This window comes from Pseudomonas savastanoi, from assembly GCF_020917325.1.
Lineage (GTDB): Bacteria > Pseudomonadota > Gammaproteobacteria > Pseudomonadales > Pseudomonadaceae > Aquipseudomonas > Aquipseudomonas amygdali.
The window spans coordinates 96898-118468 of sequence record NZ_CP076652.1 but is presented as its reverse complement, the minus strand read 5'-3'; the positions used below and the strand labels follow the sequence as shown (position 1 = coordinate 118468).

Below are 21571 nucleotides of genomic sequence, written 5' to 3'. Positions count from 1 at the left end.
GGGTTACTCTTTTTGAATTCGGGTTGACCATCTGGCGAGGTCCGGAGCGCTGTGGTCGACACCTGATCGGCGGTATCGGAATGTGGCGTTCATCAATGAAGCGAGGGCTGTACCGGGGCTTCGAACACGGAATTGCCAGATGGAGGGAAAGGGCTGGTTTTTTGAGGTCACACACTTTCGAGTACGTGATGGAATGGCGGTTCGATCTTTCGGGCGGGAGGGCGGCCTGGTAGCAGAAAAGCCTGATGGCTTTCCAGTCGGTTTGAAGACTCTCCAGCCGCGTTAAAGCTGTACGTAACCCTCCACCAGCGCCTGAACCCGCGCTGCGTCCTCATGGGTAACCGGGTTATAAACAATCATCGATAGATCCGGCCGGCCATCCACTGCGAAACCCGAATACTCCAGCTCAATCAGCCCATGAACCGGATGCCGCAGGCGCTTGGTACCTTCGCCCTGTAAACGCACATCGTTGTCGCGCCACAACGCAGCGAAATCAGCACTGAGCGTGCAGAGTTCGTCAGCGAGTTCACGGAGTTCCGAGGCGGCTCCGGCACGGGTCGCGTCGGCCCTGAATGCGGCGACGATAAAGCGCGCGACGGCCTGCCAATCGTCCTGCTTTGCACGCGTGCCAGCATTGCAAAACATCAGGCGCAGGATGTTGCGCTGCTCTACGGGCAGCAGGCTGTAGTCAGTAAATACGGCGGCAGCAGCGTTGTTCCAGGCCAGAACATCCCAGGTAGCGGTCTTGATAAAAGCAGGGCTGAACGCGAGCGTATCCAGAATACGCTGCAAGCGTGGCGATACGCCCTCGGGCGCGCTGTAGACCACTTCGGGCAGATGACCAAAAGCGAGCATGAACAGGTGTTGCCGCTCGGGCTCGGTCATCAGGAGGCTTTGCGCGATCCGGTCCAGAACCTGAGCAGACGGCGCGCCGCCGCGTCCTTGTTCCAGCCACGTGTACCACGTTGCGCTGATATTGGCGCGCTGGGCAACTTCTTCCCGACGCAAGCCTGGCGTGCGTCGACGCGTAGTGGAAAGCCCCAGACTCGCGGGGTCCAGACGCGCCCGACAGTCCTTCAAATACGTTCCCAGCGGGTTGGCCATGATGATCCTGTTGGTTTTTATACCCTGATAACGTCACGTCTTTTACGGGATAAACGTTACGCGCACTCTGCCGACTTCAGCAAAGAGAGATTTGACTATGCGCGTATTTATAACCGGCGCCACAGGTTTTATTGGCACTCGCGTCACTTGGGAACTGATCAACGCAGGCCATCAGGTAGTGGGGCTGACACGTTCGGAAGCCGGGGATCGAGCTCTACTTGCCATGGGAGCCGATCCGCATCGCGGTGATATCGAGGACCTGTCCAGCCTTCAGCGTGGCGTGGAGAAGTGCGACGCGGTGATTCACACGGCGTTTGATCACAACTTCGCGCACTTCGTTGCCAACTGCCAGAAAGACGCTCGCGTCATCGACGCATTGGGTTCTGCGCTGGCAGGTTCAAAGCGACCACTGGTTATCACCTCCAGCACGGCGATGGGCTCTTCAGCACCTGGGCAGGCCGCAGACGAGGACTACTTCGACCCAGCCCATCCCAACCCTCGCGTCGCATCGGAACTCGCCGGGCAGGCGCTGTTGCAACGTGGCGTCAACATAGTCGTCATGCGCCTCTCGCAAATTCATAACCCGGTCAAACAGGGCTTGGTCAGCGAAGTCATCAAACAGGCCAAGGAGAAAGGCTGCTCGGCCTATATCGACCAAGGCCTTAATCAGTGGTCCGCAGCGCACCTTGAAGACACGGCGCGCCTGTATCGCCTCGCCCTGGAGAAACATCAGCCGGGGGCTCGTTATCACGCGACTGCCGAATCAGGCATCACCTTCCGCCTGATTGCCGAAACCATCGGAGAACACCTCGGCCTGCCCACGTTGGCCTTGCCCGCCCATGAAGCTGCCGCACACTTTGGCTGGCTGTCGACATTTGTGGCCAAGGACATGAGCAGCCTGAGCCACAAGACACGCGAACGCTTGGACTGGCAGCCCAAGGGGCCAGGTTTGATTGAGGATTTGGAAGGTTGTTTGAAGGAATAGTGTCTGAAGACAGACTCTGCAATTGCAGATGATCATCATGCCAATGCTCTGTGACGCTCTGCGTCACACATCTACAGTCTGGCAACGCAGTCCAAGGACCCTACAGAATCGCGTGTAATCAACGTGATTACTGGTGAGTGTCCGCATTCTCAGCGGGATAAAACTCACCCTTGCTTCCCATCCTTTCCAGCCGCTCACGAACGAGCGCCTCGACGCTGGCCACTGCAGCCCGGTCGTCAGGGTTGACCAGTTGCAAGTGCAGGCGACTATTGTTCTGATCGTGGGTACCCTCGCTGAGCATGTCGTGTGTGACGACTTGTTCGCCACGCCACAGACATAGCTGAGTATGGGTATCACCAAGCCATATCTCTTTAACTGATCTGAGGTCAGTTTTAGCCAGTTGGTCCACGGTGATTGTCTTTTCCATTGCGCTGTACCTTTTCAGTGAGTCGATGCAGGTCTGACGTACTGGCGCAGCGGGTCGTTCCCGACATCGGCAGTTCGACTGCACGAACGGTGATTAACCGATGCTCCAGACCGACCCCGGTCAATCAACCGTTGCATGGCGCAAGGCTTTATTTCTTCAGCCAACTCTCGACGACATCAGAACCGTGTTCTGCTTTCCACTCCTTCAAGGCCCTGTGATTCCCACCTTTGGTTTCGATCACTTCACCGGTCTTCGGATTCTTGTACACCTTGAGCTCACGTGGTTTGCGCGTGCCCGCAGGTTTATCCGCGACCTGGCGACGCGACGAGTTCTGTGGGTCCAGCAGATTGACGATGTGCTTGAGGCTGAAGCCATAGTGCTCAAGCAGCTTGCGCAGCTTGGTTTCGAACTCGATCTCTTTCTTCAGGCCCTCGTTGCCTTTCATGGTCTCCAGTGCCTGAAGTTGCTCGGCGAGGTGTTTTTCCAGCTGACGGTATTCTGCGAGTTTGGACATGGTATTTTCCTCATAAACAGGTGTGCGTAGTTATTGAGAGAGATAGTGCCCGTTACAAGTTCAGCCTATTTTCCGCAGGTCGGTTGGCCTTTAACAAGTCGGAGTAACGTCATAAGCCGGATTGCCCGGGCTTCCGGTTATTTTCAAAAATGCGGTTTTTCGCGCACAGAATTAACAGCGGTTTTTGCCCATCTGTTCTGCAAGCCAGTGGAAAGTTTTGATTGGCCTATTTCCTGACGCAATAAAACGGCGACTCCATCTATTGACTGCGCGCCAGCGAAAAGCAAGAGCGGAAGGCGAGCGCTTTGACAGCGAACCAGGCCTGGTCGCGTTGAAAATGCAGGAGCAGTGAGCATCAATACCGCTCACTGTTCCCGCCTTGTAGGCGTCCAGGCAACTAAAGGTGGGAAGGGAGCCCACACGCTAGCTGTTCAGGTGATATCAGCTCGCGAGGTCGACGGCGGTTTGACCCACGAGCGCCACGTCTGCCGTATCGGCAACCACCAGGTCGGCGTTGGTGAGCTCTCGCGTGTAGTCAAACCCTGCTAGCGTGACCTGGAACGCATGCCCATCGGCGCCTGGCTCGCTACTGCGCAGGTAGGTACGGTCGGTGTTTTCATCGTAGGTCATGCTCAAGGTGCCGTCGCGGCCGTTGCCAAAACCGGTTACGCCGAGCGCAGCGACGTCGAGCTTGTCCTGGCCCCAGATGAAATCAGTGATCAGGTCGCTGCTGCCCGCATGGCTGTCGGCGCTGCTAGTGAACACGAAACGGTCGTTGCCTGTGCCGCCGGTGAGCTTGTCCGCGCCCACCCCACCGGTCAGCACATCGTCACCGGCGTTACCCTCGAGGGTGTCGTTTCCGGCGCCACCGACGAGGGTATCGTTGCCCCAGTAACCATAAAGGATGTCGGACTTGTCACCACCTACCAGACTCACCGAGGTAATCGGCTGCGGAGTGGTCACAACCGTCGCATCACTGGGCGGGGCGAACAGCACAGTGCTGGCGTTGAGTTCATTGACATGGTTGCCACTGAGCAGAATTTCAAAGCGGTTACCGTTGGCATCGGCCTCTAATGATTTAAGCGCGGTGGCATCGCCGGCCAGGTTGAGGACCACCTTCAGCGTACCGTTGTAGCCGTTACCCAGCCCGGTGAAGCCCAAGGCGGACACGTCGATCATGTCATGGCCGTTGCCACTGAAGTCGGTGATCAGGTCGCGGCTGCTGTAGCTGCCACTGGCATCGTTGCGGTAGCTGTCGCTGAGCCGGGTATACACGAAGCTGTCGGCACCCGCGCCGCCGCTCAGAGTGTCGCCGCCGGAGCCACCGAACAGCCGATCATTGCCCGCACCCGCTTCGACGTTGTCGCGGCCAGCGCCGGCTTTCAGGGATTCGCTGGCGTCTGTGCCTTCGAGCAGATCGTTGTGCGAAGTGCCGTTGATCAGCGGCTGGAAGTTGGCATCGGTAATAAGGCCGCTATTGGCCAGGAACTGCACGGCAAAATGTTTACCATTACCGTCTCGCTCGTAGCTTTCCAAAAAGTAAATGCCGCGCAGAGGCTCGCTACGGATGTGCAAGGTATCGCCATAGCCATCGCCTAAACGGCTATAGCCCAGGGCCGACACGTCGAGTGTATCGTGGGCGGGGTCAAAATGGCTGATGGAATCGGTGTGCTCGCCTCCGCCATTGATATAGCTGTCGCCGATGCGGTCGAAGCGGAATACATCATTACCGGCGCCGCCGTCCATACCGTCGTATCCGGCACTGGAGACCATCACATCGTTGCCACCCCCGCTGACTAGCTGGTCGTTGCCGCCCCCACCCATCAGCAGTTCATTGGCCAGCCCACCACGTATGTAGTCGTTGCCAGGAGTACCCTGCACGATGAGTTCAATCGGGTTATTGCTGGCCTGGCTACTGGCGCTTTTGACCTGCAAATTCCCAAGCGCCGTAGGGTTGGTGGCGTCCTTGATGTTGAATACCTGGGTCATGCCGTGCTCCTTACTTGCAGTTGGTCCACTGGGAGTGGGGTATGACGCCAGTAATGCCGTCTCGTTGATAGCAATGGGCCTTATCCGACGAAGGGGTTATAAGCGGCGGGGTTGATGTACATCGTTGCGCGGCAGCCGTTAGTTTTAGTTTGGGTGAGGGGCTGAGCAAGGAATGGATTGTTGCTGACTGAGCCAAGTGTCAGGGCTTATCGCTGAAGTGCAGGCAATAACCGCTGAAAGCCCTTCAGAGCGCCGTGATTGAGAAAATGCATCTGTCGAAACCTACCGTTTGCTGCAGCTGCTTTCGACACATTCGGTTCATGCGTCCAGGTCATTTATTAATTCGCGCCAGCCATCCTTTGCCTCCTGCTCCGAGGTAAAGACGTGTACTTTTGGATGCCAGAACGGCCCCTCAATGACGATGCATTCCAAGGTAGAGTCCTGAAACGTGAAGACATAATGGACAGCATCTTTTATGAACAGCCGTTCATCGTGTCGTGGATGGATGGCGTTTCTCTGCTCAAGCTCTGCTAGCCAAGGCGAATTATCTATCCGATGAATTTGGTAATGCTTGAGGCCAAGCCCAATAAGCGGATGGCCGCCCAACGCTTCATCGTTTGGTGAGCCAAACTGAAATTTTTTTACCAGAGGAAAATGGATTACAGCTATCTCTTCCCCATCGGTGCAATACCGTAAACATAGCTGAGTGTCCGTGGCGAACACGACGGGGTCGGGCGACGTGCTTGGCTGTGGCCAAGCGTCGATCAGTACTACGGTCGCGGATGACATACAGAAGCCTAGTAAATAAATAGGGGAAAAACAGCGTGCGCGAGTGACGCGTTGTCGTCAAAGGCTTCTGTTCGCGGAGGGTTGCTTCTGGTCGATAACGATCTGCCACGAATGACAGGCCGGGTATGCGCCCAGCTGTCAATTGGGCCGAAACTCGACTGTTGCACCTAACGCCTTCAACTGGTCGCGCAATTGGCGCAGTTGACGTTTTGAGTCGCTTCCGGCCTTGAATTCAGACGCGTCGGCAAGTGCCAGAGCTTCCTTCAGTGACAATTCGCGCTCTTTGCTGACTAACTGAACGACCTTGAGCTTATGAAGACCCAAGGCAATAACGATCAAGTCGCCACTTTCAAAATCAGCCAGATCATAGGCACTGATTTCGGGTGTCGATTGCTCCAGGAGCTCTGCTTCCTGACGCGCCTCGATTACTTCACGCCAGTACTGATTCGCAGAGCCGATCTCGGCCATGATCAAGCGATTGAATTCGACGACGTCATCATTCACTTCTGCCAATGCTTCCAGCAAACGGCGAAAAACCATAAGGCTCGGCGCTATCTGTATTGCGTCCCATCGACCTGCTCCGTGGGCGGCTATGTAGACGGGATAGCCGCTTGGAGCTTCGGTCGCTGCAATAAAAACCGGGTCATCCAGCCCGGTCATTGCAAGGACATGCCAATCGGGATTCCATTCGCCTTCAGTATCGGATACCAGGCTTTCGCCGGTATTCCCGTGGGTCCGGAAGCCCGCCTGAAAATCATCAAGACAATCCAGTTTTGCATAGTGCGTGGGTAAAAGAAGATCGCCCACAACGACGCCATTGATAAGAAAATCTCGAATTTCTTCGCGGGCCAAATTCATACTTCGGTAGGTCTCTCTATGGAGCTCAAGCACATGGAGTGAGTGGCATCGTCATGATCTATTCGCATAAAGCCACACTTCAGATAAAACGCGTCGCCTGCGGAAGTATCGGTGGCGAGGCGCACGCTTTGAAAGCGCAGAGCTGCATGCGCAACAAGCGCCTTTACCAGTGTCCGCCCTACGTGGTGCCCTCTTGACGAAGCGCTGACGTAAACGCGTCTTAGCCTTGCCGTGTTCGTTTTGACGTATGGATCAACTGAAAGGCCTCCGATGCCTATTAGTTGCTGGTTCAAATACGCTGCCATAAAACATTCGCCGGGGGCATCGAAGCGATTTGCCCCGGAGTGCCACTCGGCAATCAGGCGGGTGATAAACCTGAAACCCTCTCCAATCGCCTCTTTCTCTAACGCGAGAATTTGCGCGGGGAGATGGGTGATTTGTCGAATTTCCACTTGGCTCATGCATTGCCTTGGATCTGGTGAGTGAGATAAGTCACCAAACAATAGGCTTATCATCCCAAGCCCAGAAGGTCCCGCTGTCGGACGGTCCATGTGCGCCTATCACTTCAATAATGCGATCCGCCGAGAACGCCGGTTCGAACAGTTGGCCTTCGGGTACGTTCGCCTGGAATGGCTGAGACAGCTCCGTGTCCGTCGTGCCTGGGTGTATTGCCAGGACAGTAGAGGCCGGGTTAAGGCGTTTCAATTCGATACTGGCCGTGTGCAGCAACTGGTTCAGCGCTGCTTTGCTGGCTCTGTAGCTGTACCAGCCACCCAATCGGTTATCGCCAATGGAGCCAACCCTCGCGGAGAGCGCCACGAAAGTTGAAGGTTGTTTGCGCAATAACGGAAGTAGGTATTTGAGCAGCAGGATCGGTGCAAAAGTGTTGGTCGCGAAACTCGCTTGCAGGCTCGCAAGTGTCAGTTGTGCCAGGCCCTTTTCTGCTTTTGCGCCGTCCTGATGAAGAATGCCTAGCGTACTGATGACGAGGTGCAGATGCTCGCATCCATCAAGCATCTCGCTCACGAGCGCTTCGAGGGATTGTTCATTGCGCGCGTCGCAGTCGACGCGTTTGATGCGTTGGCCATATTTCTCTTCAAGCGTTGCCAGCTCTGTAGAAGTACTGGCTTTTCGCGCGACCGCCCATACCTGAGCCACATCATCGCGAGCAAGCAACGTTGCGCACAGTGCCAAGCCGATACCTCGGCTGGCTCCGCATATCAGCACGTTAGCCTCGCTGTTCAGTTCGGGTATCAAATTCATAAGGCACCTTGAGGAGCATGGCCGAAGTGTTTTTGACTTCGGGGCAAGACATTGCGTTCAGGCGGACAGTTGCTTACCAATACGGAGCTCAACGAAAGGGGGCTTATGCAATCTTGCGGATAAGTTGAGTGCTCGTTTAAACAGCTTTCGCCATGCAGCCGAGTTCGAAGCGTTTCTATTCGGCCTGCTGTGAATGGCCAAGGCGTTCTGCGGCAGCTGCCAGACTGCCGCCGCGGATGAGTTCGACGAAGGCGGGGGCTTTTAAATCAATCCATGAGTTGGGTATCAAACCCGACAGATCAAGCGTTCGCCAGCGCGGCATGGGTCTTCAATTCTTCATTGATGAAAGCAGCAATCATCGCACGATAGACCTGCTCCACTACCTCGGGCGAAGCGCCGGTCTCGCTTGCCATCTCTCGCACCTTTGCAATGACCTGTTCCACCCGGTTGGGCGCGCGGACGTCATCGGTAGTCTTCTTGAAAGCGGCAGCCTGGTTGACCAGTTTGCCCCGCTTGGCCAGCAGGGCGACAACGTCGCGGTCGATATTGTCGATGTGCGTGCGGACTTCTTCGATTGTGCTGTACATGACTTCCATGTGGGGATCTCCGAGAGGACAGGGTTGGATTGTGTTGCGAAGGGGACGTTAACGGGCTGCGGTGGCAGCCGTCTACTCGGTTGCGCGACTTTTTTGTGTGCGGCACTGCAAGCTGTGATGGTGATGTTATGCGAAGTTTTTCGCGAGCCGGCTTACCAAGGCAACGGTATTGGTCGGCGGATATTTTGAGGCCTGCACATTAGGTACGTAGACAGCTGGCAACGTGCAATCAGACCAGGCACACCCTAGGCTGGTAATCTGAGAGAGAACTCGGCTAATATTTTCTTTTTGATATGTTGAAAGGCGCAATTATAGAGCTTGTCGAGTTTAATCACATGCCCAGATACATCCTTACAGCCTTTCCAATTCCTTGAGGTTTTTTGCAATGCGCGGATATATGGAGTTGATAAGCTTTATGAAGGCGTTGAGTGACGGATTACTCGATCACCTGCCTGAAGATCAAAGGGTTGAACAGCTTACCGTCGAAGAGGTGATTGAGCAGTGGATGTCAGAAAAATCTTATTACTCCAGCCTCTCGCTGAGAAAAGATATAGTCAGTTATATAAGGCTCCAAGAGTCCGGCGACTTTTCAGTTGATGAGATACTGTCATGGTATGAACTTTGCTTCATTTCTGAAAGATTTGGCGTTGAAGAACATGTTCTTTTTAGCGGAATACTCAAGTCAATAGACTCGCACATTGAAAAGAAAAATAAATCTTTCCTTGTTAAATATTTTAGCTGGGCAGGATGCAAGTAATTATATATTAACCTATTAAAAATGGCGTCAACGGTTCAGATGCTGCACGTAGCAGATTGTCGTCTTGGTGGCTCATTTTTGAGTTCATCACACGTCAGCACCTCCTTGAAGCCGGATGCAGCAGCCAAGAAGGCCACGAGCAAGAAAATACCTAGTGGGATGCTTCTGAAACACCACCTTGATGCATGCACGACTTAGGCGGAGCAACTACAAGCCCTACCGCCTCGCCAACAACCGCGCCAACACAGCCGTCACCACCAGAGCAAGCAAAACGGCAGCCGCGATAGACACAAGCGCGCCCCATTGCAATATGGAATACCTGAGGGTCAGGTAGAAACTCACCACCCCGACAGCGCCAATGGCATTGCCTCGGACTATTGCCGCCAGTTCGTAACGCCCGCCTTGAACGTGGACAAACACTGCAAGCGGCCAGGCGATCACCGGGATCGGCGCCAGCAGCCCACTGACCAGCGGCCCGAGCCAGGTAGCGCTTGCGGTAATCGCCAGCAGCAGAAGGGTGGCCGTCAGCATTCGCATCGGGATGACCCAGCGCGGCATTGCAACGTATGACGCTACATCCGATGGTGCCTGTTTCGAGGTGGCAACAACGATCAACGCAACCATCAGCAGCGTGAAGATGATCGACAGCGCCAGTGAGCCCGACAGGTTCATCAAAAAGGCCGTTGCGCCATACAGCACCAATGCCAGGACGCATCCCGCCACCGCTGAAACGCGTCGAGTAACCAGAAAATAAAACAGATAAGTCGCCTGAATCGCCGCCAGCCCAGACAATGCCCCAGGCACCGCCATCGAGGCGAACTGGGTGCCTTGCTCAAGGCTGAGAAACAGCATGACCAGCGCCGAGGTCATTGGCAGACCAGAAAGAAGCCCCGCCACACCAGTGCCCCAGCGCCTGGCCGCTAACGAAATGGCCAGCATGAGCGCGGGGGTGATGAGTAACTTGAGGTAGAAGGCCGTCATGCAGAAAACTTCACATCCGAAAGTGGGCTGAATGCTAAACCTTTTGGCGGTGGGTAACGATGCATGTCAGCGCTTACTCCATCGCTCGATAGCGCATCCGCCAATCGCCAGAAACAGAAAAGCCCGGCGAACCAGGTTTTCTGAAACCGAGCGGTGCTTATTTAGCGGTTTTCAGCTTGATCACGTCACCAGAAACGGTAGTGGTGTAGCCGTTCAGGACCCAGGCCCAGAACCACTTCTCCTGCACTTGGGTATTGATCAGCGCATCGCCACCCTTGGCCTGAATGGCGCTGTTCTGCGCACGAACGAAACGGTCGTTCTGACGAATCGGGATCAGACCGAACAGCATCAGGCCGGTGGCGCTTGCTTCACTGTGACCTACGACGGTGTATTGGCTGCTGTCGTATTGCGGGGTTTTCATAGGGGTGCCGGTGCAACCCGCCAGAACCAGACCACATACTGCTGCGGCGACGACTTTGCTAAATGACTTCAAGGTGAAACTCCATGGGAAAACCCGGATCCACGTCTCGGGCGGCGGTACTTTACTCGCTGGGGTGGTGGTTTAGGTATTTTTTTAAGAGGTGTCGAGGCGTTCTCACATGCCCAGACGTCGTTTGAACTGGAGGCCGGTAGGCCCGTATTTGTTAGGTCTACCAGTCTTCGGTTTTTGCGGGCATACATGTGGGCATACAGAGCCCCGGCTACTGGTCATGCTCGCGGCCTACTTTTTGGGCTCATCAGGTGGCTGTTTGACGGTCAGCTCTGTTTCCCGGATCACCCGGCCAGAGCTGCCATCAAGCTTAAAGACTTTCATTCCAACAAGTAAAAATGTGCTTTTACCATCCGCAAGGATCAGGTAGCCGGTGAGTCGTTCGTTTTTGTCCGTGATGACCGTATGTATTTTATCCAGCCCTAATGGGGCTTCCAGATGCGTATATTTGTTGAAGTCCGCTAAGCCTTTATTTACTCCGTTTTGAACCCCGAGTGCCGGTACAAAGAATGCCACAAATAGGAACATCCCTATCCAGGCTGAGAGCCCCACAATAATGGCCGTTGTGAGGCGCTTCGTCACCAGGCTGACAAAAACCGCCGCAACTGCAACAAATATGAACGCCAATAGCCCTGGTCCAATGGTTGGCGATTGACTCGCCATGTCGATTGCTCTGGAGAAAAGGTCAACATAACCATTGAGCAGGAGAGAAGGGGTCCCTAGCGCTAGCTCGTTCGTATCGATTCCGAATTGCTCGTAACGTCCTACCAGAATTGAATACCCGAGGACCAGCAACGCTGCCTGCGATGCCAGAGTTCCATAGGTGATCAGTTTGAAGGCCAGTTCCGCGTTGGTGGTCGCACGCTTGTCGACCGACTGTTCTGGCGTGTCAGGTGGCGGTGGAGCTGGCGGTATGCTCAGAGCAACCGGAGTGAGTAGCTCTACTTTGAGGGTGCCGTCTCTTTTCCAAAACATGGTGCTTCCTGCGCCTGTGATTGAGTTGAAACAATACCGCTCGTTCTAAACGATGCCCAGCGTCCGTACCCATTCAATCATGCAATGTATGTTGGGTTAGACTGCACTCACCTCACACCATCGCGCGAATTTTATGCATCAGTTACCTGAGCTCGACGAGATTACAAAAGCGAAAACTCGACGACTGCTGACTACGGGCGCCATTTTTCCCGTAATGAACAACACTAAATGGGCTGAGCTGATCAACGCCATGACCAACGCCCCGCACATGAAGCCAGAATTCAGATTGCACAGCGTCTTGGCCCCAAGCGATTACTGCACAGACTGGGATGGAGAATGGCATTACCACATCCATCCGGTGGCAGAGATTGAGTGGATCGAACTCAGAGCTGATTCAATCGAATGGCTACTCTCTATCCTAAGAAAGCACAATCTGCCCTTTTCTCTAGAGGATGGGGTACCACGTCTTTGGGGTTACACCAGACCGGGAATGCAGCCGTTGTGGGTCTGAGTGTCTGAGGTTTCGTATAGTTGGCATTGTCGGACGTATCGAGGCAAAGGCCTCAGGAACAGGGATCGCTTCTCCATAAGTCTGGGTAGGTTCACTAAGCTGGGAAACGTCGGCTACTGAAGATCCGAGATTCTCTGCCGGTATGCAGCAGAGGCGCTCAAAGCCCTCGGTGTATGCCGGTCTCCATTCGCTGATGGAGCTCATTTCGTAAGGAATAGGAGCAAGCTCACCTGACCTTTTGAAAATAAATAATAAAATAGTCGTAACTAGAGTGATGCACATGTAATTCAACAATGAGGAGCTGCGTGATAGTGCCTTCGTCCATATGTTCGAGCAACCGTGTACAATGGCCGCTATCAGACTATTCTTTTGAAAACAGTCGGACGAGGCTTTCACGGCAGAAAAATAAGCACATGAGATTGAAATCTTGAATAGCCGTATAGGCTTTCGAGCACAGACTTCACGTAGCAGCGCGAAAAATATACTCTTTCACTCGTCAGGTTTCTGGCAATTCGAGAAAACCGATTTTCTCAACAGAATCAGTCGAAAGCGGTCGTTCAGGAGCTGATGCTTTCGGCCAGAGACCGTCATTCGGCAATTCAGAAAGCATGGGCAATTTAAACCGTTTGGCTATCTTTGCTGGCTGATAGAAAATTGGGAATACTGACAAGCCATGCATCCCCTTTACTATTGAAATTATCCCATTCTTACTGGACGCAAAACAAGAGCAGTCGTGGAGCTTCCAGAAATAGATGTACTCCTAGCGTGCAGTATCCGAGCAACATAACTTCTATATGTATGATTTTCTTATAAAAATCATATAGACATAACTACCCGGCGGAGACGTTTAGTTTGATATGGTACTAGTAGCACTTGAAGTGAAGATGGCCGAATTTTACAAGCACCTCCTCCCTATAAACGGCCTGAGCATCGTAGGTATGGACGACGCATTTGCGTTATGCTAAAAATCACAGCGCGCGCATTACGTCTGCTACCTTGGAATAAGCGAGTAGCCGAGACTCACTTCTGCCACATTGATTAGCGTAGTCCGACGTGCTCGGTGTGCGTGCGGTTGAGCTTCTACCTATTATTTATTTTATAACCTGGCAGAGGAATCTCAGACGTACAGTTATAAAGCGGAGCAGGACTAAACTCTACGCTTTCTAATTCTTGTGTGTTCCAGACTTTTGCTCTAGCCGCCAAATAAAGCATGCCCAAAGTTATAGGAATCTTGCCGCGCCTGTCCTTGCTTCGCCTGAAGGAGAAAAAATCATATCCCTCAGGTACGAAATACCTGTAGGGATCATAGTTATCTATGTTTATGGAAAAACGCTCAAAGAACTCGGGCATCAGCTCATTGGCATCATCCCCTTCGATGCCCAGCTCACGGTTAATATCAGTGGCCAGGCTGAGAGTTTCAAATGCATCCTTGCTGAATTCAAACACTTCTTGAATACACCTGACTATGTCGTTCAGCAGCTCATAGTCCACGCTATCTTTATTCATTCAGAACACCTGATCTTCAGCGCTTACAATGGCATTGTATGCGACGACGGTTTTATAGCCGATGAGTCCTAGCTCTGCAGCTGTGTACGCCCAACCGACCACTGGAATGGCTCGACCTACAAATGCGCCAATGTACGGTGTCACCCGCACAGTCGGAGGTCTCCAGCCGACGATAGTCGGAGCCCTGTAACCCCCGGGAAATTTACGCTTTCTAAATATCCGCCTTGAAACGATAGAGGCTACGGAAGTATTTTTTATAGTTCCACCGGGCTTACGGCGCGTTGGAATTACATTTGCCCCCGAAACGATGGACAAGGCCGCAGCGATGTCGTCAATTCCAAACTCTTCCATTGTGGTTTCGATTGCAATTGTCCACAGCAGTTGATCTGCTGTAAGCCCACAGTCACCGTCGTAGCAGTAAATTCTTGGCACTTAAATATCCTTATGCATAAGTGGTGTTTCGTTCCTGGTCCCATCCGGCAACGACTTGACCTATCATTTGCCCATTGGCTCTACTCTGCTGTGAATATGTCATCTTGATTTTTGAGTAACTAAACCAAACAACGTCTTCTGGAAAAGCGCTGGGCAATGCGTCAAATATATTCCCGCTATAAAACCCGCTTACAATAAAGTTCTCAAACGTTACTTCCATGTACTTTTGCTTGTCGCCTCCTGCACGATAAACACTCAACGTTGCTTTCTTGAAGTGTTGCCCCGAACAGCATGCGGCCAATAGTTTTGGGGTTGCAGAGTCTACGAGTTTTGTAATGCTAAAATCGCTTAAGTAAATACGGCCAGCGGTTGCGCCGCCCGCTGAGCTAGCCGTACGGGAGATTGACTGAGTAGCTGCTAAATTATATCCAGTTATCTCAATTGAGTGCTTATGATTAGCATCAGTGGAATCCCCTTGGAGACCCTCGATCTGTAAAAAGGCGTCGAATGCCATTCCCCCTCCTTGGAGCTTGATTAAATTTTAGCTGGCGTACAGGCACGCCCGCTTTAGCACTTGCTGTTTTGCTTAACCAGATCAGGCCAGCGCCCCACGCACTGATTGAGCAAGGATCGTTTGCTTCCGGGCTTGGGACTATCTATCCACAGAAAAATTCCCGAAGCACAGCAGGGCTGATCTCGACTCCATATGTTCAGGTAGCAGCGCCTGGAGTAGCTCGACGAGAGGTTTTCAAGCTGAGGACATTCTGCGGAGCTGGGGGCGGTATTTCCCTTACAAATCGGTGCGCGTGTCACTGAAATAGAGCGCCTCCGCTACATGTTCAGACCCGTTTTGCCAAGGCACCAAAAACAAAAAAGCCCGCACAAGGCGGGCTTCGGGCATTTCATAGACTGTCCACAACTCAAGACACATCCAGACTGCAAAATATGGTGCACCAGGCGGGATTCGAACCCACGACCCCTGCCTTCGGAGGGCAGTACTCTATCCAGCTGAGCTACTGGTGCGACGCGGGCGCCATGATACTCACATGGGTACGGGGCGTCCAGTTACAGGCGGCCTGCAACGCAAATCATCCCGCGCCCCGTGCCGACTGACGCCAGCGAGCCTTTCATCACCCCACACCCACTGCCCCCCACAAAGGAACAGCCCACGGCTACCGGCACAACCACCAGCTGGTGCATGATGCTCCCCATACCACTCAGCCAGATCGTTCTCACCGAGGGCATCTTATCAATCAGTTCAAAAGCATCGAGCGCAGCCCGTGCCGCGTTCTTATTACCGGGGCCAGTATCGCGGGGTGTGCCGCGGCCTGGTGGCTGGCGCAGCGTGACTGTGATGTCACGGTTGTCGAGCAGGCGTCTGCCTTTCGCGATGGCGGGCAGAATGTGGATGTGCGGGGCGCGGCTCGGCAGGTTCTGCGTTTGATGGGGCTTGAGCAGGCGGTAAAGGAGCTCAATACCGGCGAGACGGGGCTTGCGTGGGTCGATGAGGATAACCGCACGGCGGCGCGCATCGATCTGGCCGGTCTGGAGGGCGATGGTCCGACGGCTGAGCTTGAGGTGTTGCGCGGTGATCTTGCTCGTCTGCTGTATGAGGCGTCATCTGCCGACGCGTTCTATCGCTTTGGTGATCGCATTGTCTCGGTCGAGCATGATGATGAGGGCGTATCTGTCACGTTCGAGGGCGGTGGCGAGGAGCGTTTTGATCTGTTGATCATTGCTGAAGGTGTCGGTTCGCGTACGCGGGAGCTGGTGTTCCCCGGCGAGAATCAGCCGCGCCGGATGGATTTAGCCAGCGCGTTCTTCACTGTGCCCCGCGCGCCGACTGATAGCCAGACGGCACGTTGGTATAACGCGGTGGGCGGTCGGAGTGCGGGCGTTCGTCCGGATAATCGCGGTACGACGCGTGCGTTCTTTAATGTGCACGGCCGTAGCCACCTGACGGTCGGTAACAGTGTTGCCGAGCAGAAGGCGTTTCTTCGCGCGTCGTTTGCAGGCGCGGGCTGGGAGGTGCCTCGCCTACTGGAGGGGATGGAGGCGGCGGAGGATTTCTGGTTCGATGACCTGCGTCAGGTGAAGATGGACCGCTGGTCGAGCGGCCCTGTGGTGTTACTGGGCGATGCGGCCTGGTGTGTCACGCCACTGGGTGGAGTCGGTGCTTCGCTGGCGCTGATTGGCGCGTATGTGCTGGCGGGCGAACTCACCAAGACCGACACTATTGCCGAGGCGCTTGCCGCGTACGAATATGTCCTGCGCCCTGTGGTGAAAAAGTCGCAGAGCGTGCCGAAACTTGTTCCGCGTCTGGTCCATCCTCGCAGTCAGACCGGGGTGAAGATCCTGCGCGCCGTGCAGCGGCTGGTGGCAACGCCCTTCATCAGCAAGCGTGCTGCCAGGGCGCTGACCCCGGCGGTGCAGTCTTTCACGCTTCCGGATTATCGATAGCGCTACAGGCGTGGGTTAAAACCAGCGCCGGGCCCTGCGGTGCTCATGGCGCTGTCGAACTCGATCAGCCACGGCCCGGCCAGGACGATGATCGGGTCGTTCGGCAATGCCTTGAGGTTGATCGTGACCTTCGCCGGTTGCTCCGTGGTCGCTCACGGCTTTTATGCGCTGCCTGATCACACTGCGGCTGCCTTGCGGTCAGGTTCGTCGCTGATCAGAAAACCACACACCTCGATACGCCCGTTCTTTTTTTCGAACGGGCTATTGTCCTTTGCCCCCGCAATGCCTAGGATTCGTTTGAGATTTCAAACGCTCTTGTTCGGTCTTCCTGCCTTCATGCGTTGCGCAGCGCTGGAACCCGATGGAATGTTTTCCTGACGATGGCTTCCAAATGGGGTGCATCGATATCAATTGTTCGCGTCGCCTCTCGGGCGATGCTGTTTAGGAGGCCGACATGCAGCTCAAAGATTCCACACTGTTCCGCCAGCAAGCCTACATCAACGGCCAGTGGCTGGATGCGGACGGTGGTCAGTCGATCAAGGTCAACAACCCTGCCAACAACGAGATCCTCGGCACTGTGCCAAAAATGGGCGCAGCCGAGACGCGCCGGGCAATTGAGGCGGCTGACAAGGCGCTGCCGGCCTGGCGTGCACTGACCGCCAAAGATCGCGGCAACAAGCTGCGTCGCTGGTTCGAGCTGATGATCGAAAACCAGGACGACCTGGGTCTGTTGATGACCCTGGAGCAGGGCAAGCCGCTGGCCGAAGCCAAGGGCGAGATCGCCTACGCAGCGTCGTTTATCGAGTGGTTCGCGGAAGAAGCCAAACGCGTCTATGGCGATGTGATCCCCGGTCACCAGCCAGACAAGCGTCTGATCGTGCTCAAGCAGCCGATTGGTGTGACGGCGGCGATCACCCCGTGGAATTTCCCGGCCGCGATGATCACCCGTAAGGCCGGTCCTGCACTGGCGGCGGGCTGCACCATGGTGCTCAAGCCTGCGTCTCAAACGCCGTTCTCGGCACTGGCCCTGGCTGAACTGGCCGAGCGTGCGGGTATCCCGGCTGGTGTGTTCAGCGTGGTGACCGGCAGCGCAGGCGATATCGGTGCCGAGCTGACCGGCAACCCGATCGTGCGCAAACTGTCCTTCACCGGCTCGACCGACATTGGTCGCCAGTTGATGGCCGAGTGCGCCAAGGACATCAAGAAGGTTTCCCTGGAGCTGGGCGGTAACGCGCCTTTCATCGTGTTCGACGACGCCGACCTCGACAAGGCGGTCGAAGGCGCGATGATCTCCAAGTACCGCAACAACGGCCAGACCTGCGTGTGCGCCAACCGCATCTACGTGCAAGACGCGGTGTATGACGCGTTCGCCGAGAAGCTCAAGGTAGCGGTCGGCAAGCTGAAAATCGGTAACGGCCTGGAAGACGGCGTCACCACCGGCCCGTTGATCGACGACAAGGCCGTGGCCAAGGTCAAGGAACACATCGCTGACGCGGTCAGCAAAGGCGCAACCGTGCTGACTGGCGGCAACAGCCTGGAAGGCTCGTTCTTCGAACCGACTATTCTGGTCAATGTGTCGAAAGATGCCGCCGTGGCCAGGGAAGAAACCTTTGGTCCGCTGGCCCCGCTGTTCCGCTTCAAGGACGAGGCTGAAGTGATCGCGATGGCCAACGACACCGAGTTCGGTCTGGCGTCGTACTTCTACGCACAGAACATGAGCCGCGTGTTCCGTGTTGCCGAGGCGCTGGAATATGGCATGGTGGGTATCAATACCGGCCTGATCTCCAACGAATTGGCACCGTTCGGCGGTATCAAGTCGTCCGGCCTGGGCCGTGAAGGCTCCAAGTACGGCATCGAAGATTATCTGGAAATCAAATACCTCTGCCTGTCGGTCTGACCGACACTTGGGTATTGCAGCCGATGGCGCGCGAGAGCGACGTGTCATCGGCTTTTGTTGCACCGCAGTTTCCTGGTGGCCTGAAGGCTGCAGCAGTCGATCATCGTATGCTGCCGCAGTTGATCCGGTCCGCCTGATCCTTGACCCACGCCGACCGATGAGCGGCGAATGAGGAATACATGAGCAAGACTAACGAATCCCTGATGCAACGCCGCCATGCTGCCGTCCCGCGTGGCGTTGGTCAGATCCACCCGATCTTCGCTGCTTCGGCGAAGAACGCGACCGTTACCGACGTGGAAGGTCGTGAATTCATCGACTTCGCGGGCGGTATTGCCGTTCTGAATACCGGTCACCTGCACCCGAAGATCATCGCCGCTGTGCAAGAGCAGCTGACCAAGCTGAGCCATACCTGCTTCCAGGTGCTGGCCTACGAGCCTTACGTCGAGCTGTGCGAGAAGATCAACGCCAAAGTGCCGGGTGATTTCGACAAGAAAACCCTGCTGGTCACCACCGGTTCCGAAGCGGTTGAAAACGCCGTGAAGATCGCGCGTGCTGCCACTGGCCGTGCGGGCGTGATCGCCTTCACCGGCGCTTACCACGGCCGCACCATGATGACCCTGGGCCTGACCGGTAAGGTTGTGCCTTACTCGGCGGGCATGGGCCTGATGCCGGGCGGTATCTTCCGCGCGCTGTACCCTTGCGAGCTGCATGGTGTAAGCGTTGACGATTCCATCGCCAGCATCGAGCGCATCTTCAAGAACGACGCCGAGCCCAAGGACATCGCTGCAATCATCATCGAGCCGGTTCAGGGCGAAGGTGGTTTCTACGTGGCACCGAAGGCGTTCATGCTGCGTCTGCGCGAGCTGTGCGACAAGCACGGCATTCTGCTGATCGCTGACGAAGTGCAGACCGGCGCTGGCCGTACCGGCACGTTCTTCGCGATGGAGCAGATGGGCGTTGCGGCTGACCTGACCACCTTCGCCAAGTCCATCGCCGGTGGTTTCCCGCTGGCGGGCGTGTGCGGCAAGGCTGAGTACATGGATGCCATCGCACCGGGCGGTCTGGGCGGCACCTATGCCGGTAGCCCGGTAGCCTGCGCTGCTGCACTGGCGGTTTTGGATATCTTCGAAGAAGAGCACCTGCTGGACCGTTGCAAGGCAGTCGGTGAGCGTCTGGTAACTGCGCTCAAGGGCATTCAGGCCAAGTACCCGGTCATCGGCGAAGTGCGTGCGCTGGGCGCGATGATCGCCGTCGAGCTGTTCGAAGACGGCGATTCGCACAAGCCTAACGCTGCTGCCGTGGCGCAGGTGGTTGCCAAGGCGCGTGACAAGGGTCTGATCCTGCTGTCGTGCGGTACTTACGGCAACGTGTTGCGCGTACTGGTACCGTTGACCGCCGAAGACGAATTGCTGACCCGCGGGCTGGCCATTCTGGAAGAATGCTTCGCTGAAATCGCGTAAAAAGTGTGAAGTCGTAAATTGATTAATTTATGACCAAACAGACAAAAAAAGCCCGTTTCGACGGGTTTTTTTTGGTCTGGAGCAGGGTATTTCGCTCTTTTTGCTATATCCGGACGAAGGCTTTGGCTAAGGTGAACGCATCGATGTCGGAGAGTCATGATGACTGCTGTAGATTTGCCCGCGGTACCTCGCGTATTGATTGCTGAGTCTGATCCGTGGGTTCGCGAAACACTCAGCGATCTGGTGTTGGGTGTGCGAGCGGACGTCGACCTGGAAATGTGTACCGATGGCAAGCAGGCCGTCGAGTGGATGAAGAAACAACTGCCTGACCTGATCATCGCCGCACGCGAGCTGCCGGGGATCGACGGGTTGAGCCTGTTGCGTGGCGTACGCAACCTGCGTCGTCAGCCCGCCATCCCGTTCATTCTGATCAGCAATCGCAACGACAGCGCCAGCGTGCGTGAGGTCTTGCCACTGGCTCCGACTGCTTATCTGACCAAACCCCTGAATACCGAAGGGCTGCGCCAGCGCCTGGAAAGCCTGCTGCTGGAACGTCAGGCCCCGGTTGCGGGCGCAGTGCCCGCGCTGACGCCGGGTTTGACGCTGACCAAGTTTCTCGACAAGCGCCGTGACGTGGCTGACGGCGCGCCGCTGTTCGTCGATGTCGCGACGGCGATAAAACTCAGCCAGACCGCCAATGGCATCGACGCTGCCTTGCTGGAGCAGGAGCTGCGCAACGATCCGCACATCACCGCCGTGTTGATTGCCGCCGCCAACAGTGCCGCGCAACATTTGGGCAAGCCGGTGCAGACCATGGGCGGGGCGCTGGCCATTCTCGGGCCGGTGCAGGGCGCAAATATCGCATCAGGCCTGGCCAAGAAACGTATGGCAGTGCTGACCAGCGACGCGTTGCTGGCCCAGGCCAGTGAGCTTTGGACCATGTCGCAGCGCACGGCTGATTACGCGCGCATTCTGGGCGGCATGCTGGAGCTGGATGTAGAGCGTTGCTTCTGCGCCGGTCTGCTGCAGTCGCTGGGCGATCTTGCTGTGCTGGGTTGTTTGCAGGAGTGGCTGCTGGCCGGTGGCGAGCTGAATGAAGACGTGATCAAGCAATCGCTGGAGCAATATTCGGCTGCTTTCGGCTCCGCTCTGCGCACCCGCTGGCGTTTGCCGCTGGAACTGCGTGAGCTGATCGCTGCGGTGTATCAGTACAACACCGGCATCTTCACTCGCGAAGTGCTGGCAATGAACCTGGCGGGGCAGATGGCACGTCTGGGCGAGGAAGAGAGTGTTAACACGCTGATCAAGACCAAGTCGGCCAAGTTGTTGAAGCTGAGCGTCGGTGACTTGCAGCGTTTGCGCAAGAAACTGACCGGCGTGACTGACCCTAGCCTGTTGAAACCCTTGCCGACCGAACCTGAAGTGGCTGCCGAGACGGTTGAGGGGGAAGACGAGCCTGATTTGCTGGACCTGACACCTGAGCCACCTGCCGAAGAGCCTGCTGTAATCGAGGACCCGGCCAGTGCCGTTCAGGGCCCGATCGAAAAGTAGAACCTGACTGAGGCCTTCGCGAGCAA

General features: G+C 55.6%; 22 protein-coding genes, 1 tRNA gene and 1 pseudogene. 8 read left to right on the top strand and 16 right to left on the bottom strand.

Annotated features, from left to right (window positions below):
* Positions 1-282: 282 nt before the first annotated feature.
* Entirely contained in the window at positions 283-1104 is an 822-nt protein-coding gene (locus tag KP808_RS00545; protein ID WP_230017252.1) for a helix-turn-helix transcriptional regulator, read from the bottom strand.
* 97 nt (positions 1105-1201) lie between these two features.
* On the opposite strand from KP808_RS00545, the gene KP808_RS00540 reads away from it, so the two are divergent.
* A complete protein-coding gene (locus KP808_RS00540) occupies positions 1202-2089 on the top strand; it encodes an SDR family oxidoreductase (RefSeq protein ID WP_230017251.1) in 888 nt (295 codons plus the stop codon).
* A gap of 127 nt (positions 2090-2216) precedes the next feature.
* Here KP808_RS00540 and KP808_RS00535 read toward each other — a convergent pair whose 3' ends face one another.
* The 8 genes from KP808_RS00535 to KP808_RS00495 all read right to left on the bottom strand — a co-directional run bounded on the left by KP808_RS00535 (position 2217) and on the right by KP808_RS00495 (position 8525).
* Positions 2217-2516 carry a hypothetical protein gene (locus KP808_RS00535; RefSeq protein ID WP_002555839.1) on the bottom strand — a complete coding sequence of 100 codons (300 nt, stop codon included), beginning with the start codon at positions 2514-2516 and terminating at the stop codon, positions 2217-2219.
* Positions 2517-2664: 148 nt separating this feature from the next.
* On the bottom strand, positions 2665-3030 hold the full coding sequence (locus tag KP808_RS00530) for a histone-like nucleoid-structuring protein, MvaT/MvaU family (RefSeq protein ID WP_057403422.1): 366 nt from the start codon (positions 3028-3030) through the stop codon (positions 2665-2667).
* Between the two features lie 441 nt (positions 3031-3471).
* Positions 3472-5019, bottom strand: coding sequence for a M10 family metallopeptidase C-terminal domain-containing protein (locus tag KP808_RS00520; RefSeq protein ID WP_268257617.1), 1548 nt, complete (start codon positions 5017-5019; stop codon positions 3472-3474).
* Positions 5020-5337: 318 nt separating this feature from the next.
* Positions 5338-5742: a hypothetical protein gene (locus KP808_RS00515; RefSeq protein WP_230017250.1), complete on the bottom strand. Its 405-nt coding sequence runs from the start codon at positions 5740-5742 to the stop codon at positions 5338-5340.
* Between the two features lie 204 nt (positions 5743-5946).
* Positions 5947-6666: a hypothetical protein gene (locus KP808_RS00510; protein ID WP_230017249.1), complete on the bottom strand. Its 720-nt coding sequence runs from the start codon at positions 6664-6666 to the stop codon at positions 5947-5949.
* Positions 6663-7127, bottom strand: a complete 465-nt coding sequence (locus KP808_RS00505; RefSeq protein ID WP_230017248.1) for a GNAT family N-acetyltransferase — start codon at positions 7125-7127, stop codon at positions 6663-6665. The genes KP808_RS00510 and KP808_RS00505 overlap by 4 nt, the downstream gene beginning before the upstream one ends.
* Before the next feature lie 31 nt (positions 7128-7158).
* Positions 7159-7929, bottom strand: coding sequence for an SDR family NAD(P)-dependent oxidoreductase (locus KP808_RS00500; RefSeq protein WP_230017247.1), 771 nt, complete (start codon positions 7927-7929; stop codon positions 7159-7161).
* 299 nt (positions 7930-8228) lie between these two features.
* Positions 8229-8525, bottom strand: coding sequence for a chorismate mutase (locus tag KP808_RS00495; protein ID WP_230017246.1), 297 nt, complete (start codon positions 8523-8525; stop codon positions 8229-8231).
* A gap of 415 nt (positions 8526-8940) precedes the next feature.
* Between KP808_RS00495 and KP808_RS00490 the strand changes: the two genes are divergently transcribed.
* Complete coding sequence (locus KP808_RS00490; RefSeq protein ID WP_230017245.1) at positions 8941-9282, top strand: hypothetical protein; 342 nt, start codon at positions 8941-8943, stop codon at positions 9280-9282.
* A 216-nt stretch (positions 9283-9498) separates the two neighbouring features.
* Here KP808_RS00490 and KP808_RS00485 read toward each other — a convergent pair whose 3' ends face one another.
* The 3 genes from KP808_RS00485 to KP808_RS00475 all read right to left on the bottom strand — a co-directional run bounded on the left by KP808_RS00485 (position 9499) and on the right by KP808_RS00475 (position 11728).
* The gene (locus KP808_RS00485; RefSeq protein WP_230017244.1) at positions 9499-10263 is read right to left on the bottom strand and encodes a hypothetical protein; all 765 of its coding nucleotides are present in this window, start codon (positions 10261-10263) and stop codon (positions 9499-9501) included.
* Positions 10264-10420: 157 nt separating this feature from the next.
* Positions 10421-10756 carry a hypothetical protein gene (locus tag KP808_RS00480; RefSeq protein ID WP_005745763.1) on the bottom strand — a complete coding sequence of 112 codons (336 nt, stop codon included), beginning with the start codon at positions 10754-10756 and terminating at the stop codon, positions 10421-10423.
* Positions 10757-10984: 228 nt separating this feature from the next.
* A complete protein-coding gene (locus KP808_RS00475) occupies positions 10985-11728 on the bottom strand; it encodes a hypothetical protein (RefSeq protein WP_230017243.1) in 744 nt (247 codons plus the stop codon).
* Between the two features lie 133 nt (positions 11729-11861).
* Here KP808_RS00475 and KP808_RS26030 point away from each other — a divergent pair, with 133 nt between their 5' ends.
* Positions 11862-12239 (top strand): DUF6678 family protein, encoded by a 378-nt coding sequence (locus KP808_RS26030; RefSeq protein WP_407692666.1) that lies wholly within the window; start codon positions 11862-11864, stop codon positions 12237-12239.
* A 1080-nt stretch (positions 12240-13319) separates the two neighbouring features.
* Here the strand turns inward: KP808_RS26030 and KP808_RS00470 are convergent.
* From KP808_RS00470 to KP808_RS00455, 4 genes are all read right to left on the bottom strand, one after another.
* A complete protein-coding gene (locus tag KP808_RS00470; RefSeq protein WP_057440765.1) occupies positions 13320-13745 on the bottom strand; it encodes a DUF1493 family protein in 426 nt (141 codons plus the stop codon).
* Entirely contained in the window at positions 13746-14177 is a 432-nt protein-coding gene (locus KP808_RS00465) for an STM2901 family protein (protein WP_122258661.1), read from the bottom strand.
* Positions 14178-14187: 10 nt separating this feature from the next.
* Entirely contained in the window at positions 14188-14691 is a 504-nt protein-coding gene (locus tag KP808_RS00460; RefSeq protein WP_057403957.1) for an Hcp family type VI secretion system effector, read from the bottom strand.
* Between the two features lie 432 nt (positions 14692-15123).
* Positions 15124-15200 (bottom strand) — tRNA-Arg (locus KP808_RS00455).
* A 168-nt stretch (positions 15201-15368) separates the two neighbouring features.
* Between KP808_RS00455 and KP808_RS00450 the strand changes: the two genes are divergently transcribed.
* From KP808_RS00450 to KP808_RS00430, 5 genes and pseudogenes are all read left to right on the top strand, one after another.
* The gene (locus KP808_RS00450; protein WP_230018991.1) at positions 15369-16637 is read left to right on the top strand and encodes an FAD-dependent monooxygenase; all 1269 of its coding nucleotides are present in this window, start codon (positions 15369-15371) and stop codon (positions 16635-16637) included.
* Positions 16638-16682: 45 nt separating this feature from the next.
* Positions 16683-16763 (top strand): annotated as a pseudogene (locus KP808_RS00445) (LysE family translocator); the annotation flags it as partial.
* Between the two features lie 328 nt (positions 16764-17091).
* A complete protein-coding gene (gene gabD, locus KP808_RS00440) occupies positions 17092-18534 on the top strand; it encodes an NADP-dependent succinate-semialdehyde dehydrogenase (protein WP_230017242.1) in 1443 nt (480 codons plus the stop codon).
* A gap of 179 nt (positions 18535-18713) precedes the next feature.
* A complete protein-coding gene (gabT, locus tag KP808_RS00435) occupies positions 18714-19994 on the top strand; it encodes a 4-aminobutyrate--2-oxoglutarate transaminase (RefSeq protein ID WP_005732800.1) in 1281 nt (426 codons plus the stop codon).
* A 156-nt stretch (positions 19995-20150) separates the two neighbouring features.
* Positions 20151-21545: a response regulator gene (locus KP808_RS00430; protein ID WP_122258657.1), complete on the top strand. Its 1395-nt coding sequence runs from the start codon at positions 20151-20153 to the stop codon at positions 21543-21545.
* Positions 21546-21571 lie beyond the last annotated feature (26 nt).

Excerpts from the sequence above, each read along its gene's own strand:
- gabT (WP_005732800.1), top strand. The coding sequence starts at position 18,714 with ATGAGCAAGACTAACGAATCCCTGATGCAACGCCGCCATGCTGCCGTC.
- KP808_RS00485 (WP_230017244.1), bottom strand. The coding sequence starts at position 10,263 with ATGACGGCCTTCTACCTCAAGTTACTCATCACCCCCGCGCTCATGCTG.
- KP808_RS00540 (WP_230017251.1), top strand. The coding sequence starts at position 1,202 with ATGCGCGTATTTATAACCGGCGCCACAGGTTTTATTGGCACTCGCGTC.
- KP808_RS00520 (WP_268257617.1), bottom strand. The coding sequence starts at position 5,019 with ATGACCCAGGTATTCAACATCAAGGACGCCACCAACCCTACGGCGCTT.
- KP808_RS00535 (WP_002555839.1), bottom strand. The coding sequence starts at position 2,516 with ATGGAAAAGACAATCACCGTGGACCAACTGGCTAAAACTGACCTCAGA.
- KP808_RS00545 (WP_230017252.1), bottom strand. The coding sequence starts at position 1,104 with ATGGCCAACCCGCTGGGAACGTATTTGAAGGACTGTCGGGCGCGTCTG.
- KP808_RS00470 (WP_057440765.1), bottom strand. The coding sequence starts at position 13,745 with ATGAATAAAGATAGCGTGGACTATGAGCTGCTGAACGACATAGTCAGG.
- KP808_RS00505 (WP_230017248.1), bottom strand. The coding sequence starts at position 7,127 with ATGAGCCAAGTGGAAATTCGACAAATCACCCATCTCCCCGCGCAAATT.
- gabD (WP_230017242.1), top strand. The coding sequence starts at position 17,092 with ATGCAGCTCAAAGATTCCACACTGTTCCGCCAGCAAGCCTACATCAAC.
- KP808_RS00495 (WP_230017246.1), bottom strand. The coding sequence starts at position 8,525 with ATGGAAGTCATGTACAGCACAATCGAAGAAGTCCGCACGCACATCGAC.
- KP808_RS00490 (WP_230017245.1), top strand. The coding sequence starts at position 8,941 with ATGAAGGCGTTGAGTGACGGATTACTCGATCACCTGCCTGAAGATCAA.
- KP808_RS26030 (WP_407692666.1), top strand. The coding sequence starts at position 11,862 with ATGCATCAGTTACCTGAGCTCGACGAGATTACAAAAGCGAAAACTCGA.
- KP808_RS00510 (WP_230017249.1), bottom strand. The coding sequence starts at position 6,666 with ATGAATTTGGCCCGCGAAGAAATTCGAGATTTTCTTATCAATGGCGTC.
- KP808_RS00500 (WP_230017247.1), bottom strand. The coding sequence starts at position 7,929 with ATGAATTTGATACCCGAACTGAACAGCGAGGCTAACGTGCTGATATGC.
- KP808_RS00460 (WP_057403957.1), bottom strand. The coding sequence starts at position 14,691 with ATGGCATTCGACGCCTTTTTACAGATCGAGGGTCTCCAAGGGGATTCC.
- KP808_RS00530 (WP_057403422.1), bottom strand. The coding sequence starts at position 3,030 with ATGTCCAAACTCGCAGAATACCGTCAGCTGGAAAAACACCTCGCCGAG.
- KP808_RS00475 (WP_230017243.1), bottom strand. The coding sequence starts at position 11,728 with ATGTTTTGGAAAAGAGACGGCACCCTCAAAGTAGAGCTACTCACTCCG.
- KP808_RS00430 (WP_122258657.1), top strand. The coding sequence starts at position 20,151 with ATGATGACTGCTGTAGATTTGCCCGCGGTACCTCGCGTATTGATTGCT.